This is a genomic window from Streptomyces sp. NPDC041135 (assembly GCF_055592085.1).
On sequence record NZ_JBVIYZ010000009.1, the window covers coordinates 43,559 to 59,066 of the forward strand.

13 protein-coding genes are annotated in these 15,508 nt (G+C 74.1%); 6 read left to right on the top strand and 7 right to left on the bottom strand.

Annotated elements, in window-relative coordinates; genetic code table 11:
- Positions 1-52: 52 nt before the first annotated feature.
- Positions 53-1,465 (top strand): amino acid permease, encoded by a 1,413-nt coding sequence (locus ACZ6CZ_RS21640; RefSeq protein ID WP_469023511.1) that lies wholly within the window; start codon positions 53-55, stop codon positions 1,463-1,465.
- Positions 1,466-1,481: 16 nt separating this feature from the next.
- Here the strand turns inward: ACZ6CZ_RS21640 and ACZ6CZ_RS21645 are convergent, their stop codons facing one another.
- On the bottom strand, positions 1,482-2,648 hold the full coding sequence (locus tag ACZ6CZ_RS21645; protein ID WP_469023514.1) for a CapA family protein: 1,167 nt from the start codon (positions 2,646-2,648) through the stop codon (positions 1,482-1,484).
- 222 nt (positions 2,649-2,870) lie between these two features.
- Here ACZ6CZ_RS21645 and ACZ6CZ_RS21650 point away from each other — a divergent pair, with 222 nt between their 5' ends.
- The 3 genes from ACZ6CZ_RS21650 to ACZ6CZ_RS21660 all read left to right on the top strand — a co-directional run bounded on the left by ACZ6CZ_RS21650 (position 2,871) and on the right by ACZ6CZ_RS21660 (position 5,007).
- Positions 2,871-3,419, top strand: coding sequence for a sigma-70 family RNA polymerase sigma factor (locus ACZ6CZ_RS21650; RefSeq protein WP_469023516.1), 549 nt, complete (start codon positions 2,871-2,873; stop codon positions 3,417-3,419).
- A 143-nt stretch (positions 3,420-3,562) separates the two neighbouring features.
- On the top strand, positions 3,563-4,135 hold the full coding sequence (locus ACZ6CZ_RS21655; RefSeq protein ID WP_469023519.1) for a hypothetical protein: 573 nt from the start codon (positions 3,563-3,565) through the stop codon (positions 4,133-4,135).
- Positions 4,136-4,353: 218 nt separating this feature from the next.
- Entirely contained in the window at positions 4,354-5,007 is a 654-nt protein-coding gene (locus ACZ6CZ_RS21660; RefSeq protein WP_469023521.1) for a zf-HC2 domain-containing protein, read from the top strand.
- A 70-nt stretch (positions 5,008-5,077) separates the two neighbouring features.
- Here the strand turns inward: ACZ6CZ_RS21660 and ACZ6CZ_RS21665 are convergent, their stop codons facing one another.
- Together ACZ6CZ_RS21665 and ACZ6CZ_RS21670 are read right to left on the bottom strand one after the other, a co-directional pair.
- On the bottom strand, positions 5,078-5,941 hold the full coding sequence (locus ACZ6CZ_RS21665; RefSeq protein ID WP_469023523.1) for an Fpg/Nei family DNA glycosylase: 864 nt from the start codon (positions 5,939-5,941) through the stop codon (positions 5,078-5,080).
- Positions 5,942-5,998: 57 nt separating this feature from the next.
- On the bottom strand, positions 5,999-8,113 hold the full coding sequence (locus tag ACZ6CZ_RS21670; protein ID WP_469023525.1) for a SpoIIE family protein phosphatase: 2,115 nt from the start codon (positions 8,111-8,113) through the stop codon (positions 5,999-6,001).
- 197 nt (positions 8,114-8,310) lie between these two features.
- On the opposite strand from ACZ6CZ_RS21670, the gene ACZ6CZ_RS21675 reads away from it, so the two are divergent.
- On the top strand, positions 8,311-9,732 hold the full coding sequence (locus ACZ6CZ_RS21675; protein WP_469023527.1) for a lipase maturation factor family protein: 1,422 nt from the start codon (positions 8,311-8,313) through the stop codon (positions 9,730-9,732).
- Between the two features lie 44 nt (positions 9,733-9,776).
- Here ACZ6CZ_RS21675 and ACZ6CZ_RS21680 read toward each other — a convergent pair whose 3' ends face one another.
- Together ACZ6CZ_RS21680 and ACZ6CZ_RS21685 are read right to left on the bottom strand one after the other, a co-directional pair.
- Entirely contained in the window at positions 9,777-10,745 is a 969-nt protein-coding gene (locus ACZ6CZ_RS21680; RefSeq protein ID WP_469023529.1) for an aldo/keto reductase, read from the bottom strand.
- The gene (locus ACZ6CZ_RS21685) at positions 10,742-11,497 is read right to left on the bottom strand and encodes an SDR family NAD(P)-dependent oxidoreductase (RefSeq protein ID WP_469023532.1); all 756 of its coding nucleotides are present in this window, start codon (positions 11,495-11,497) and stop codon (positions 10,742-10,744) included. Before ACZ6CZ_RS21685 ends, ACZ6CZ_RS21680 begins: the two co-directional genes overlap by 4 nt.
- Before the next feature lie 468 nt (positions 11,498-11,965).
- Between ACZ6CZ_RS21685 and ACZ6CZ_RS21690 the strand changes: the two genes are divergently transcribed.
- The gene (locus ACZ6CZ_RS21690) at positions 11,966-13,264 is read left to right on the top strand and encodes an amidase (RefSeq protein WP_469023534.1); all 1,299 of its coding nucleotides are present in this window, start codon (positions 11,966-11,968) and stop codon (positions 13,262-13,264) included.
- Between the two features lie 181 nt (positions 13,265-13,445).
- Here ACZ6CZ_RS21690 and ACZ6CZ_RS21695 read toward each other — a convergent pair whose 3' ends face one another.
- Together ACZ6CZ_RS21695 and ACZ6CZ_RS21700 are read right to left on the bottom strand one after the other, a co-directional pair.
- Complete coding sequence (locus ACZ6CZ_RS21695; protein ID WP_469023536.1) at positions 13,446-13,619, bottom strand: hypothetical protein; 174 nt, start codon at positions 13,617-13,619, stop codon at positions 13,446-13,448.
- Positions 13,620-14,003: 384 nt separating this feature from the next.
- Positions 14,004-15,479 (bottom strand): SDR family NAD(P)-dependent oxidoreductase, encoded by a 1,476-nt coding sequence (locus ACZ6CZ_RS21700; RefSeq protein ID WP_469023539.1) that lies wholly within the window; start codon positions 15,477-15,479, stop codon positions 14,004-14,006.
- Between the last annotated feature and the right edge of the window lie 29 nt (positions 15,480-15,508).

Consider the following 15,508-nt stretch of genomic DNA (forward strand, 5'->3'; position numbering starts at 1 on the left):
GGGCCATCATGATCCGCCGTCAGCCGTTGCCGTCGGCGAAGAGGTGAGACGCATGGCCAGGCTCCGCGCGGGTGAGGGCATTCTCCGCCGCAAACCCATCGAACGCATCGACGAGGCCGAGGGCGGCGAGGGCGCCCGGCTGGAGAGATCCCTGGGCCTGTTGCAGCTCACCGCGATCGGGGTGGGCGGCATCATCGGCGCCGGCATCTTCACCCTCGCCGGCACGGTGGCCAACGGCACGGCCGGTCCGGCGGTCGTGGTGTCCTTCCTGATCGCCGGTCTCGCCAGCGCCTGCGCCGCGCTGTCCTACGCCGAGTTCGCCGGGCTCATCCCGAAGGCGGGCTCGGCCTACACCTACGGCTACGCGGTGCTCGGCGAGTTCGCGGGCTGGTTCATCGGCTGGGACCTGCTGCTGGAGTACACCGCGATCGTCGCGGTGGTCGCCATCGGCATCTCCGGCTACTTCAGCTTCCTGGTCGAGGAACTGGGTGCGGACCTGCCGGACTGGATGCTGGGCGCGCCCGGCACCGGGCACGGCCACCGGGTGGACCTGTTCGCGGCCGTGCTGTGCCTGCTGATCGCCTTCCTGCTCACCCGGGGCATCCGCAGCGCGGCCCGCTTCGAGACGTTCGTGGTGGTCCTGAAGGTGCTGGTGGTGCTGCTGGTGATCGGCGTCGGCGTCTTCCACATCTCCACGGCCAACTACCACCCGTTCTTCCCGTTCGGCGTGAGCGGGGCGTTCACCGGGGCGGCGACCGTCTTCTTCGCGGTGTTCGGGTACGACGCCATGTCCACGGCGGCGGAGGAGTCCAAGGACGCCGAGCGGCACATGCCGAAGGCGATCCTGTACTCGCTGGCGATCTCGATGGTGCTGTACGTGGCGGCCTGCCTGGTGCTGACCGGGATGCAGAACTACCGGGACATCGACCCGGAGAGCGGCTTCTCCTCCGCGTTCAAGTCGGTGGGGCTGACCGGGCTCGCGGACGTGATCGCGGTGGGCGCGATCATCGGCATCCTGACCGTCATGTTCACGTTCATGCTGGGGGTGACCCGGGTGTGGTTCAGCATGAGCCGGGACGGGCTGCTGCCCCGGTGGTTCGCGCACACCCACCCCACCCGGCACGTGCCGACCCGGGTGACCTGGATCGTCGGGGTGGCCTCGGCCGTGCTCGCCGGGTTCGTGCCGATCGCCCAGGCGGCCGAGCTGACCAACATCGGCATCCTGCTGGCGTTCGTGGTGGTGTGCGCGGCGGTGATCGTGCTGCGCTACCGGCAGCCCGAGCTGCCGCGCACCTTCCGCACGCCCGGGATGCCGTTCGTGCCCGCGCTGGGGGTGGTGTTCTCCATCTGGCTGATCACGTTCCTGCAGTGGCAGACCTGGGTGCGGTTCGCCGTGTGGTTCGCCATCGGCTGCGTGATCTACTTCGGCTACTCCTACCGCCACTCGGCGCTGACGCGGCGCTGACGTGCGGCGGCCGGGGTCAGTGCCCCGCCGTCAGCCCGTCCTTCGCCGCTCCGCGGGCGAGCACCACGTCCCGGATGCGGTCGCGTACCCCGGCCAGTTCGGCGCCCTGGGCGATCGCCTCGTCGAGGTCGACCACGCGGCCGGCGTCCAGGTCGTACATCTGCGGGACGAACTCGGCCCGGGTGACCTCCCAGCGCTCGCCGGGGCGGGCGGGCGGGGCGAACGTGAAGCGGGCGAGCGTGGACTGGTTGGCGCGCGGGTCGCGGGCGCCCTGCTCCGTGTCCGGGCCCTCGTCGGCCGTGTCACCGGCGAGCTGGTCGCCCAGGCCGTAGACCACCCAGGTGCCGTTGACCTTCTCGTAGGGCTGCGGCACGTGGGTGTGGGAGCCGAGGATCAGGTCGACGGCGGGGCGGCCGTCCGTGCGCGCGGCGGTGAGCCGGTCGGCGAGGGTGAGCTGCTGCCGGTCGGGGGCCTCCTGTCCCGCGGTTCCCCAGTGCAGGGAGACGACGACCACGTCGGCGCCCGCCTGCCGGGCCGCGCGGGCGTCCGTGAGGATGCGGTTGTCGTCGACCGGGTTGACGGACCACGGCGCGTCCCGGGGCAGGTCGGCGTCGTCGGCGCCGTAGGTGTAGGCCAGGTGCGCCACCTTCGCGGGGCCCGCGTCCAGCAGGGTCACCGAGCGGGCCTCGGCCTCGCTGCGGGAGGTCCCGGCGTGCCGCAGACCGGCCTGGTCCATGGCGTCCAGGGTGCGGCGGATACCGGCGGTGCCGTCGTCCAGGGCGTGCTCGGAGGCGGTGGAGCAGCTGTCGTAGCCGGTGGCGACCAGGCCGGTGGCGAGCTGCGGCGGGGACTTGAACAGCGGGGCGCCGCTGTAGTCGCCGTCGCTGCCGAAGACGGTGTCCAGGTGACACAGCGCCAGGTCGGCGCGGGAGACGACGGAGCGGACGCCGGCGAGCATCGGCCGGAAGTCGTGGCCGCCGCCGGTGGCGTCGAAGCGCGCCCGCTCGATGACGGAGGCGTGCGGCACGACGTCACCGGAGGCGACGAGCGTGAAGCCGCGGGTGGCGGCCGGCGGGGCCGGGAGGCCGGGCGCGGGCTCCTGGCGCTCGTGGTTCTGGCAGGCGGCCGCGGCCGCGAGGAGGGCGGTCAGGGCCAGGGCCACCTGTCGTCTGCGTGCGATCATCAGCTCACCCCAGAGTTGTCGTACCCCAGTCGTATTTATAGACAAATGGGTACGGATCTGACCGCAGCCGCAAACGGACGGGGCCGTGTCGTTAACCCGTCCGGTGCCTCCCGGTCCGGTGACGGACCGTTCGTCGCACCGTTCACCGACGCGATCGACCGTCCGCCGCAGAGCCCCGCTCCGCCCCTGTCCCGGGGCCGCCCCCTGCGGTGCCATACGGCCATGACGGCCGGAACCACCCTCCCGAGCGGGACCACGACCGCCGAGCACGAGCTGGCGGCGCTCCAGCGCGAGCACGGCCGGCCGCTGTTCGCCCTGCTGCTCAGGCTGTGCGACGGCGACCGGCAGCGCGCCGAGGACCTGGTCCAGGAGACCCTGGTGCGCGCCTGGCAGCACCCCGAGGCCCTGCGCGCCGACGCCTTCGACTCCGTACGCCCCTGGCTGCTGACCGTCGGCCGGCGGCTGGCGATCGACGCGCGGCGGGCCCGGCAGGCCCGGCCCCCGGAGGTCGGCGACGCGGTGCTGGAGAACGCCCGGGTGATCGCCGACCACGCCGAGCGGGCCACCGCGGCGCTCGACGTCCGGGAGGCTGTGAAGACCCTCACGCCGGAACACCGTGATGTCCTGGTGCTGGTGTACTTCCACGGGGCGAGTGTGGCGGAGGCCGCCGAAACACTGGGGATCCCGCCCGGTACCGTGAAGTCCCGGGCGTACTACGCGCTGCGCGCCCTGCGCCGGGTGCTTCCCGGTTACGCGGCCGACCTGCGCTGAAACCGGAGTCTGGGTCAAGCCTCGGCAAAGCGCCTTGCCGACGGCCCCGCCCGGGCCATCAGCTGTCCTCATGCGTGCTGCGGACCGGGGGCCCGCGCCCGGGACCCGGGCGACGCGCGCGCACCGGAGGAAGGCGGGAAGGGATGCTGCACAGAGGTCACGAGAGCACGGACGGCACCGGCGGCGGCGAACTCACCGTCCCGATGGCCTGGTTGTACGCGGAGTACATCGCCGACGAACTGCTGCGCACCGGCGATCTGATGCCGCCGACCTCCTTCGAGTTCCGGGCCGGCCGGGACGCGCTGGCGCTGACCGTCTTCCTGTCCGACACCGACGGCGAACTCTCCGGCATCCGGGTCGTCTCCCAGCTGGAGAACTGGCTGTCGCTGACGGCGTACGACCAGCCCTGGCGTGACTGGGTCCGGGAGCGGATGAGCGCCCTCGCCGCCGAGGACGCCGAGGCCTGCGTCACCGGCGCCGGGGCCGGCCAGAGCGCGGGGATCGCCGGGACCACCGTGTCCCGGGCGCCGTCACCCGATCTGGCGCTGGCGGCCGACGCCTGGCGCTGGCTGGAGGAGACCGAGCTGCTGGCGCCGGACCTGGACGCCGTACCGGGGGGCGCGGCGGTGGCCGGTGAGGACGACGGGCCCAAGGTGTGGACACCCGCCTGGCGGCTCGGCCTGCCCCTCGGCCACCTGGCCATCCACCTCTTCTAGCCTGCCTGCCGGCCGGTCCAGTGGTCCGCCGGCCTTGCGGACTTCCGGCCGTCGCGGCCCCTCACCGCGGGTTTCCGGCGACCGGACCAATCCGCGGGGCCGGCCGCTACGAATCCGCTGATTACGATTCGGCGTGCCTTGAGTGATTCGGCGTCCCGGTGCGTACGGATGGGAGCACGGAGTAACCCCACCCCCACCCATCGGCACGAGGATGCGGCATGAGGTCCCTGGAAAGGCATCGCGACGTCGGCGCGTACGCGCTCGGCGTGCTGGACGAGGCGGAGGCCTTCCGCTTCGAGGACCACCTCATGGAGTGCCCCAGCTGCGCGGCACACGTGACCGAGTTCGGCCCCGCCACGCGGCAGCTGATGCTGTACCGGCGGGCCACCCCGCGGTTCGTGCATCCGCTGGCCCAGCCGGGCCCGCGGCTGCTGGACCGGCTGCTCGGCGAGGTCGCGTCCCGCCACCGCTCGCACCGCCGGCGCCTGCTGTACGGCCTCGCCGCCTCGGTGGTGTTCGCCGTGGCCGGCCCCGGCATCGCCGCCTACGCCGGGCACGGCGGCCCGGGCGTCCGGGTCACGGCGGCGACCGACGCGGACACCGGGGTGTGGGCGCAGGTCAGCGTCGCGGACGCGGACTACGGCAGCGCGCTGCGGCTGCGGATCAAGGACGCGGCCGGGCCCCGCTCCTGCCGCCTGGTCGTCGTGGGCCGGGACGGCTCCGAGCAGGTCGTCACCAGCTGGCGGGTGGCCGGACACGACTCCGGGACGACCACCACCGAGGGCGGCGCGGCCCTGCACCCCGACCAGATCGACCACTACGAGGTGCGCACCTCGTCCGGCCGGCACCTGGTGACCCTCCCCACCCGCTGACCCGGCGACCCGCCGATCCGCCGACCAGCCGGCCGTCGATCTGCCGGGCGCGCCGGTAGCCGGGCGGGGGCTACTTCAGCAGCCGGGACAGCCTGCGGTCCGCCAGCGGCTTGCCGCCCGTCTGGCAGGTGGGGCAGTACTGAAGCGAGGAGTCGCTGAAGGAGACCTCGCGGACGGTGTCGCCGCAGACCGGGCAGGGTTCGCCGGTCCGGCCGTGGACGCGCAGCCCGCTCTTCTTCTCCGCCTTCAGCCGCCCCGCCGCCAGCCCCCGGGAGCGCTCCACCGCCTCGGTGAGCGTCGTGCGCAGCGCCTGGTAGAGCCCGTGGACGTCCTGCGGGGTGAGGGAGGCGGCCAGCTTGAACGGCGACATCCGCGCCGCGTGCAGGATCTCGTCGCTGTAGGCGTTGCCGACACCCGCGATCAGGCTCTGGTCGCGCAGGGCGCCCTTGATCTGCCGCCGCTCGTCCTTCAGCAGGGCCGCGAGCCGGGCCTCGTCGAAGTCGTCCGCGAGGGGGTCGGGACCCAGCCGGGCCACGCCGGGCACCTCCGCCGGATCGCGCACGACGTACACCGCGAGGCGTTTCTGGGTGCCGGCCTCCGTGAGGTCGAAGCCCTCGCCCGTCTCCAGCGCGACCCGCAGCGCCAGCGGGCCCTTGCCGGGGCGCGGCGGGCCGTCGGGAAGGCGGTCGCGCCACTGCAGCCAGCCCGCCCGGGCCAGGTGGGTGACCAGGCGCAGGCCGCCGCCGCTCTCCAGGTCAAGGAACTTGCCGTGCCGGTGGACGGCCGTGATCTCGGCGCCCTCCAGGGTGGTGACGGGAGGGTCGTAGGTCTTCAGGACGCTGATGGCGACCGGCAGCACCCGCACCACCCGGCGGCCGACCAGGGTGTCGGTGAGGAAGTCCTTGAGCGCTTCTACCTCGGGCAGTTCCGGCATACGTCCAGGGTGCCATCCGGCGCCGACGGCGCCACGCCGCCGCAGCCGGGCGGCGGATCACGGCCGGGCGGCCCGGGCCGGCCGCTCCGGCGTCCCGAACTCGCACCACACGGCCTTGCCCCCGCCGCGCGCCTCGACGCCCCAGGCGTCGGCGAGCAGGTCGACCAGGAGCAGACCGCGCCCGGAGACCCCGGACTCCCCCGCGTCGCGGCGGCGCGGCAGGGCGCTGGAGGAGTCCTCGACCTCGACGCGCAGCCGGGGACCGCTGCCGCCGAGCGCCCGCAGCGTGACGGTCGCCGAGCCCTCGGTGTGCGTCAGGGCGTTGGTGATCAGTTCGTCGGCGACCAGCTCGACCTCGTCGGCGCGGTCCCGGGCGCCCCAGGCGCGGACCGCGTCACGGATCCGGTGCCGGGCCTCGGACAGCGCCTCCGGGTCGCCGGAGGCGACGTGCTGCCGGAGCCGGCCGCCGGGCGCGCGGGTGTCCTCGTCGCGGCGGCGGAGCAGCAGCAGGGCCACGTCGTCGTCGCCGCCCCGCGCGTCGGCCTCGTCGATGAGCCGGTCGGCGAGCTCGCGGACCTCGCCCGGGCCGCCGTCGATCAGCCTGGTCAGGGCGAGCATGCCGTCGTCCAGGTCGGCGCCGGGCTCCTCGACGAGGCCGTCGGTGCACAGCAGCAGGGTCTCCCCGGGGTCCAGCTCCAGGGTGGCGACGGGGTACACCAGCCGGCCGAACTCGGCGGACAGGCCGAGCGGCAGCCCGCCCTCGACCGGGACCCGGCGGCAGCTGCCGTCGGCGTGCCGGATCAGCGGGTCGAGGTGTCCGGCCCGGACCACCTGGACCACTCCGGTGGTGAGGTCGGCGTCCGCGTACATGCAGGTGGCGAAGCGGTCGGTGTCGAGTTCGTGCAGGAAGACCGAGGCGCGGGCCATCACGGTGGCCGGGGTGTGCCCCTCGGCGGCGTAGGCGCGCAGCACGATCCGCAGCTGGCCCATGACGGCCGCCGCATGGGTGTCGTGCCCCTGGACGTCGCCGATGACCGCGCCCACCCGGCCTCCCCCGGAAGGAGTGCCGCCGGGCAGCGGTATCACGTCGTACCAGTCGCCGCCGATGTCCCGGCCGAAGGCGGCGGAGCGGTAGCGGACGGCGACGTCGGCGCCCGGGACGCTGGGGATGGTGCGCGGCAGCATCGCCTGCTGCAGGCCCTGCGCGAGGTCCTTGTCCTGCTCGTAGAGCATGGCCCGCTGGAGGCTCTGCGCGATGCTGCTGCCGAGCGCGACGAGGACGGCGCGCTCCTCGGCGGAGAAGCCCCGGCGGTCGTTGTAGAGCAGGCCCATGGCGCCGATCGGCCGGGCCTGGGCGATGAGGGGCAGGTAGGCGGCCGAGGTGACGTGCAGACCGGTGAGGTGAGGCCACAGCAGCGGGTAGCCGCGGGCGAACTCCTCGGGCGACTCGATGAAGCGGGGGCTCAGCGTCCGTACGACCTCGCCCATCGGGTAGGGCTCGTCGATCCGGGTGACGCCGGTGCCGTCGGGCACGAAACTGTCCGCGGGCCCCTCGGCGACCAGCCGGATGCGGCCCGCCTCGACCAGTCCCATGACCAGGCTGGCCGCGCCGAGGTGGCGGGCGCCGTGGGTGTCCTTGAGGACGTCGATGACGTCCCGGACGCTGCGGGCGTGGGCCAGCGCGGCGGTGATGACCTGCACGACGTTGGTCTGCTGGCGGAAGGCCTCGTCCTGGGCGGCGCGCAGGCTGCGTGCCTCGCTGTCGGCGAGTTCCTCGGTGGCGTCGCGGACGATCCCGACGATCCGGTGCGGCCGGCCCGTCTCGTCGCGCCGGATGTAGCCCTGGGTGTGGGTCCAGCGCGGAGTGCCGTCGCGGCAGCGGATGCGGAAGTAGGCGCCGTAGTTCTCGCTGCCGTCCTTGATCGCCTGCGAGACGACCGCGTCGAGCCGGACCGCCTCCGGGGGCGGCACCCGCACGGACAGGGACTCCGGGCGTCCGTCGAACTCCTCGGGCAGCACGTCGAACACCTCGTAGGCCTGGGCGTCCATGTGGAACAGGCCGGTGTCCAGGTCCCAGTCGAAGCTGCCCATGCGGTTGAGCGCCAGGATCGGATCCGGGTGGGCGGGCCAGTCCTCCCAAGGTGACAGGGCACTCGCTCCCCGATCAGCCATGGGGCCACCTTGCCAGGAAATGTCCGATTCTTCGAGTGGGGGCGGAGATCCCCCCGGTGTCACTCGCCCGGGTTACGGAGGCGGGAAGCCGCGGTACACACAGTCACGGGCCGGTCCGCACCCGCGGCGCACGGCCCGCCCGGCGCCCCGGTGACGGGACCGGCCGGGGCGACACTGGAGGCAGGAGCGAAACGGCCGTGGAGTGGTTCACCGCACCCGAGTACTGGCTGAGCCGGCTGGTCTTCCAGCGGGCCCTGGCCGCCCTGTACCTGGTGGCGTTCCTGGCCGCCGCCCGCCAGTTCCGGGCGCTGCTGGGCGAGCGGGGCATGCTGCCGGTCCCCCGCTTCGTGGCGCGGGTGCCGTTCCGGCGGGCGCCGAGCCTGTTCCACCTGCACTACTCCGACCGGTTCTTCGCGGGCTGCGCCTGGGCGGGCTGCGCCGTCTCGGCGGCCCTGCTGGCCGGGCTGGACTCCGCGCTGCCCCTGTGGGCGGCCGTGCCGCTGTGGCTGGTGCCCTGGGCGCTGTACCTCTCGATCGTCAATGTCGGCCAGACCTGGTACGCCTTCGGCTGGGAGTCGCTGCTGCTGGAGACCGGTTTCCTCGCCGCCTTCCTCGGCAACGACGACGTCGCGCCGCCGGTGCCGGTGCTGTTCCTGCTGCGCTGGATCCTGTTCCGGGTGGAGTTCGGCGCCGGTCTGATCAAGCTGCGCGGCGACGCGTGCTGGCGGAAGCTGACGTGCCTGGACTACCACCACGAGACCCAGCCGATGCCGGGCCCGCTGAGCTGGTTCTTCCACCGGCTGCCCAGGCCCCTGCACCGGGTGGAGGTGGCCGCCAACCACGTCACCCAGCTGGTGGTGCCGTTCCTGCTGTTCGCGCCGCAGCCGGTCGCCACCGCCGCCGCCGCCCTGATGATCGTCACCCAGCTGTGGCTGGTGCTGTCCGGCAACTTCGCGTGGCTGAACTGGATCACCATCGTCCTCGCCCTGCCGGCGCTGCGCCTGCCGGCCGACGCGCCGTCCGTGCCCGGCGCTCCGCCGTGGTTCGAGATCGTGGTGGCGGCCGTCGCCGCGCTGCTGCTCTTCCTCAGCCACCGCCCGGTGCTGAACATGCTCTCCCGCCGCCAGGTCATGAACCGCTCCTTCGACCCCCTGCACCTGGTGAACACCTACGGCGCCTTCGGCAGCGTCAACCGCGTCCGGTACGAGATCGTGATCGAGGGCACCCTGGACGACGTACCGCGCGAGGACTCGGACTGGCGCGCCTACGAGTTCCGGGGCAAGCCCGGCGATCCCCGGCGCTGGCCGCGCCAGTTCGCGCCCTACCACCTGCGTCTCGACTGGCTGATGTGGTTCGCCGCGCTGTCGCCCGGGTACGCCGGCGACTGGTTCGGCGCGCTGGTGGAACGCCTGCTGGAGAACGACCGCGACACCCTGCGGCTGCTGCGCCGCTCCCCGTTCCCGCCCGGCCGGCCCCCGCGTCACATCCGCGCCCGGCTGTTCCGCTACCGGTACACGAGCTGGCCGGAGCTGCGGGCGACGGGCGCCTGCTGGGAGCGGACGTTCGTACGGGACTACCTGCCGCCGACGCGGCTGTCCACGACGGCCCAGCGGGGCTGAGCGGCGCGGCGGGGGTGTGGTCGCGGGCGCGGCCGGGGCGGTCCTCATACCGGGGCGTCCGCCGGGAGCAGGCCGGTCTCCCGCAGCTCCTGCCAGAACGCCGGCGGCACCGGCGCGGCGAACTGGTCCGCGCAGTCGTGGACCTCCTCCGGCGAGCGGGCGCCCACCAGGACGCTCACGACGGCCGGGTGGGCCGCGCAGAACGCCAGCGCCGCGGCGCGCAGGGTGGTCCCGTGCCGTTCCGCGACGGCCTTGATGCGCAGGGCCCGGTCCAGCAGCCCCGGCGGGGCCGCCGCGTAGTCGTACGTCGCCCCGGGCCGGGGGTCGGCGAGCAGCCCGGAGTTGAAGGCGCCGCCGACGACGACCGCCACGCCCCGCTCGGCGGCGGCCGGCAGCAGCTCGGCGCCGGCCCGCTGGTCGAGGAGGGTGTAGCGGCCCGCGCACAGCACCACGTCGACGTCGGTCTCGCGGACGAACCGGGTCAGCATCTCCGTCTGGTTCATGCCCGCGCCGATCGCGCCGACGACGCCCTCCGCGCGCAGCCGCTCCAGGGCGGGGTAGCCCTCGCGGAAGGCCTGTTCGGCGTGGTCGTCGGGGTCGTGCAGATAGACGATGTCGACGCGGTCGAGGCCGAGGCGGTCCAGGGAGGCCTCCAGGGTGCGCCGGACGCCGTCCGCGCTGAAGTCCCAGACGCGGCGGTGGGTGGCGGGCACGGCGAAGCCGTCGGCCAGGTCGTCGCCGGTGCCGCCGGCCGGGTCCAGCCGGCGGCCCACCTTGGTGGACACCGTGCAGCTCGCCCGGTCGTAGCCGCGCAGGGCGGCGCCCAGGCGGCGTTCGGACAGCCCGAGGCCGTAGTGCGGCGCGGTGTCGAAGTAGCGGATGCCGCGCTCCCAGGCGGCGGCCACCGCCCGCCGGGCCTGTTCGTCGTCGACGGCCGTGTAGAGGTTGCCGATCCCGGCGGCGCCGAAGGCCAGCGGACCGATCTCGACTGCGCCGCGGCCCACCGCGCTCACCGGCCCACCGGGCGCAGCCGCAGGCCCTGCATGCCGCCGTCGACGGCGAGGGCGGTGCCGGTGGTGGCGCCGGACTGCGGGCCGGCCAGGTACGCGACGGCGCCCGCGACCTCGGCCGCCGAGACGAGCCGGCCGGAGGGCTGGCGGGCCTCCAGGGCGGCCCGCTCGGCGGCCGGGTCGGGCGCCGCGTCCAGCAGGCGGCCGACCCACGGGGTGTCCGCGGTACCGGGGTTGACGCAGTTGACGCGGATGCCCTCACGGAGGTGGTCGGCGGCCATCGCCAGGGTCAGGGAGTACACGGCGCCCTTGGTGGCGCTGTACAGGGCCCGTTGCGGCAGTCCGGCGGTGGCCGCGACCGAGCAGGTGTTGACGATCGCCGCGTGCGGGGAGCGGCGTAGGTGCGGCAGGGCGGCGCGGGCGGTGCGGACCATGCCGAGGACGTTGACGTCGAAGACGCGGTGCCATTCGGCGTCGTCGTTGTCCTCGACGGTGCCCTGGGCGCCGACGCCCGCGTTGTTGACGAGGACGTCGAGGCCGCCGAGCGCGGTCACCGCGCGCTCCACGGCCGTGCGCACCGAGGCGTCGTCGCCGACGTCGGCGCGGAAGCCGAGCAGGGGCGGCGCCACCGGGGCGGGGTCGAGGTCGAGGACGGCGACCCGGGCGCCGCGCTCGGCGAGCAGCCCGGCGGTGGCCAGGCCGATGCCGGAGGCACCGCCCGTGACGAGGGCCGCCAGACCCGCGAATTCACTCATTCCGGCTGTCCTTTCCGCGCGAGGCGCGCGTCGCGCGTCCCGCTGGTTCCGCGCGTGCTGTGTCTCGGGGTCGGCGGCCCGGAAGGTGCCGCCGGAGAAGGTGTACCGCGCGACGGACGCGGGATGCATCCCCGCGGAGAATCCCGGGGCGGTGGGGGCCGTGCAGTGGCCGCCGCGGATCACCACGGGCGTCATGACGTGCTCGTGGAGGTGGTCGACGTGGCCACCTGACGGGGGCGACCGCGCGGCGGATCGCCGCGTGCCCGCCGCCGTCCACCGCGCCCTGGCCGACCGCGACCCGGACGCGGCCCGGACGGCGGCGGCCACCCATGTGGCCGGTGTGGAGCGGTGGTTCAGGACGCGGCTCGAACACTGACAGGCCTCCGGGCGTCCGCCTCTCGACGCCGGGCGTCCGGCGGGGCACAGTTCTCCCTACGCACCGTACCGACGAGTAGCCGAGGAGCGCCCGTGACCAGCTGGGCCGGCCGGACCGCCGCCGAGATCGCCGCCGCCGTCCGGGAGAAGCGGGTCACGCCGCGCGCGGTCGTGGCGGAGCACCTCGCCCGGATCGAGCGGTTCGACGGGCGGGTCGGCGCGTTCCGCGTGGTCCGGGCCGAGGCGGCGCTCGCGGAGGCGGACGAGGTGGGAGCGCGGGCCGAGCTGTCCGAACTGCCCCTGGCGGGCGTGCCGGTGGCCGTGAAGGACAACCTGGCGGTGCGCGGGGAGTCGCACCGGGACGGCTCCGCCGCGACCCCGGACACGCCCGCCGCCGAGGACCATGTCACCGTCGCCCGGCTGCGCGCGGCGGGCGCGGTGGTCGTGGGGCTGACGAACGTGCCCGAACTGTGCGTCTTCGGCACCACGGAGGGGGTCCACGGCACCGCCCGCAACCCGTGGGACACCTCCCGTACGGCGGGCGGCTCCTCCGGCGGCAGCGCGGCCGCGGTGGCCGCCGGGCTGGTGCCGCTGGCCCTCGGCAACGACGGCATGGGCTCGCTGCGCATTCCGGCGGCCATCTGCGGCCTGGTCACCCTGAAGCCGGGGTACGGGGTGGTGCCGGCCGGGATCGGCAACGGCGACTGGTTCGGCATGGCGGAGAACGGGCCGCTGGCCACCACCGTCACGGACCTGCGGCTGGCCCTCTCGGTGCTGGCGGAGGCGGAGTTCGCGCCGGCGGCGCGGCAGGCACCGCTGCGGGTCGCCGTCTCCCTGCGCAGCCCGTTCGCCGGGGTCGGGGTGAGCGGGCCGTACACGGCCGCGGCGCGGGACGCGGCCGGGCTGCTGGCGGCGGCCGGGCACCAGGTGCGCCGCGCCGACCCGCCCTATCCGCTGTCGCTGGCGGCGACCGCGCTGCGCCACTGGACGGCGGGTACGGCGGTCGACGCCGCGGGGCTCGACCCGGCGCTGCTCGCCCGGCGCACCCGGGTCCACGCGAGCGTGGGCCGGCGCTTCGTCGGTTCGGTGCGCACCGGCGAGGGGCGGGAGCGGCTTCGGGCGCGACTGGCGCCGTTCTTCGCGGAGCACGACGTCCTGCTCACCCCGGCCCTGGCCCGCCGCTCACCGCGGGCCGCGCCGTGGCACGAGCGGGGCTGGCTGCGCAACATCGCGGTCAACACGGCGTGTTCACCGCTGACACCGGTGTGGAACCTGGCGGGCTGGCCCGCCATGTCGGTGCCCTTCGGCACGCTGCCCACGGGTGCCCCCTGCGCCGTACAGCTCGTCGGGCGCCCGGGCACGGAGGGGCGCCTGCTGGATGTGGCGCGGTAACTGGAGTCCCTGCGTCCCTGGCAGCGGACGGCACCGCTGGGCTAGGGCGTGCCATGCGTGCAGTGCCGGTTCGGGGGGAGCGGGTGTGTGGCCGGACGGCGGCCACGGTGTCCTCGGTCCGCATGGGCGTGAGTGGGGCACGCCCATGCGGTCGGCGATCGCGACGCCCGGACCCGGAGGGTCAGTCGACGCTGGGCAGGATGTGCGGTTCGGCGAGGTCTTCCTCGTAACCCGCGAGGCGGATCGGGGCAGACCGGGCCCACACGTCGAGGCTGCCTAGTTCTCCGGGCCTTCGGCCCGCGCGCTCCGCGCGTTCCTTGGGGCGTTGTTCGCGATTCGTCTTCTCCGGTGTCACCGCGCACTCCTTATGTGTCGGGTCACCCTCGGGGCATACCGGACAGCTTGCGCTGCGGCGCTCGACGCCCGCTCGGGTCTGGATGGAAGGCCAGTTCGGACGCGGTGGCGCCAGTGCTTCGTGTCAGAGCAGGCCGGTTGTGGACCGGCTCACCCCGGGACGGACCGTGGGTGTGGGTGGGACCCCGTGCTGTTGTCCGTCCGCTCCAGATTAACCAAATGAGCAGGCATCCGCTCGATAGGGAGTGCAAACAAGGTGTAACTTTCCCGCGTCACGTCACCCTTCAACAGGGCTAATCTGCCCTGGTTTGATACCGTTCGCACTCTTTGGAATGCACCCACTTGGCCTATAGGTGCGAACGCATCTTCGATTCCGGTCCCGGGCTCACCACTTGCCCGGCGCGTAGTCCTTCAGGAAGACGCCGTACAGGTCCTCGCCCGCCTCACCGCGCACGATCGGGTCGTAGACGCGGGCGGCGCCGTCGACCAGGTCCAGGGGCGCGTGGAAGCCGGCCTCGGCGAGGCGGATCTTGTCCGGGTGCGGCCGCTCGTCGGTGATCCAGCCGGTGTCGACGGCCGTCATCAGGATGCCGTCCTTGTCGAACATCTCCTGGGCGCTGGTGCGCGTGAGCATGTTCAGGGCGGCCTTGGCCATGTTGGTGTGCGGGTGGCCGGCGCCCTTGTAGCCGCGGGCGAACACGCCCTCCATGGCGGAGACGTTCACTATGTACGTGCGGCGGGCCGCGGACGCCGCCATGACCGGGCGCAGGCGGCTGATCAGGATGAAGGGCGCCGTGGAGTTGCACAGCTGGACCTCCAGCAGTTCGACGGGCGTGACCTCCTCCACCGTCTGGATCCAGCTGTTGGTGTCGTGCAGGTCGGGGACGAGCCCGCCCGCGTCGATGGCGGTGCCGGCGGCGATCCGCTCCAGGGACGCCGAGCCGGACACCAGGGCCAGGTCGGTGACGTCCTGGGCGGTGAGGGCGCCGCCGCCCGGGACCGGCAGCGCGGCGACCGCACCCGAGCCGAAGCCGCCGATCACCTCGGCGGCGGGCAGCTCACCGGCGGGCAGCGGGGCCGACTCCGCGGCGAGCAGTTCGCTGTAGGCCTGCGGGGAGCGCCGTACGGTCTGGGCGGCGTTGTTGATCAGGATGTCGAGCGGGCCCTCGGCGGCGACCGAGTCGGCGAGCGCGACGACCTGGGCGGGGTCGCGCAGGTCGATGCCGACGATCTTCAGTCGGTGGATCCACTCCGCGCTGTCCGGCTGGGCCTTGAAGCGGCGGATCGCGTCGTTGGGGAAGCGGGTCGTGACCGTGGTGTGGGCGCCGTCCCGCAGCAGCCGCAGCGCGATGTACATGCCGATCTTGGCGCGGCCGCCGGTGAGCAGCGCGCGCTTGCCGGTGAGGTCGGCGCGGGCGTCGCGGCGGGCGCGGTTCTCGGCCGCGCAGCTCTGGCACAGCTGGTGGTAGAAGTAGTCGACCTCGACGTAGCGGGCCTTGCACACGTAGCAGGAGCGCGGGCGCTGGAGCACGCCGGCGATCTGGCCCTCGGTGGTCTGCGAGGAGGGCAGGACGCCCTCGGTCTCGTCGTCGATGCGCTCCGCCGAGCCGGTGGCGGTGGCCTCCGTGACGGCCTTGTCGTGCGCGGTCTTGGCGGCCCGGCGCTCCTGGCGGCGGCGCTGCTTGACCGTGCGGTAGACGCCGGCGGTGGCCCGGCGCACCGCGATGGCGTCGGGGTGGTCGACGTCCAGCTCGTCGAGTTCCGCCAGCACCTCGAGGCACACGGCGAGCCGCTCCGGGTCGATCCCGGGGCCGTAGACCACCTCGTTGATGGACGCCGAGCCGCCCTCTGTCACCGTCATCGCGCTGCCGCTTCCCTGATCACCCGCGC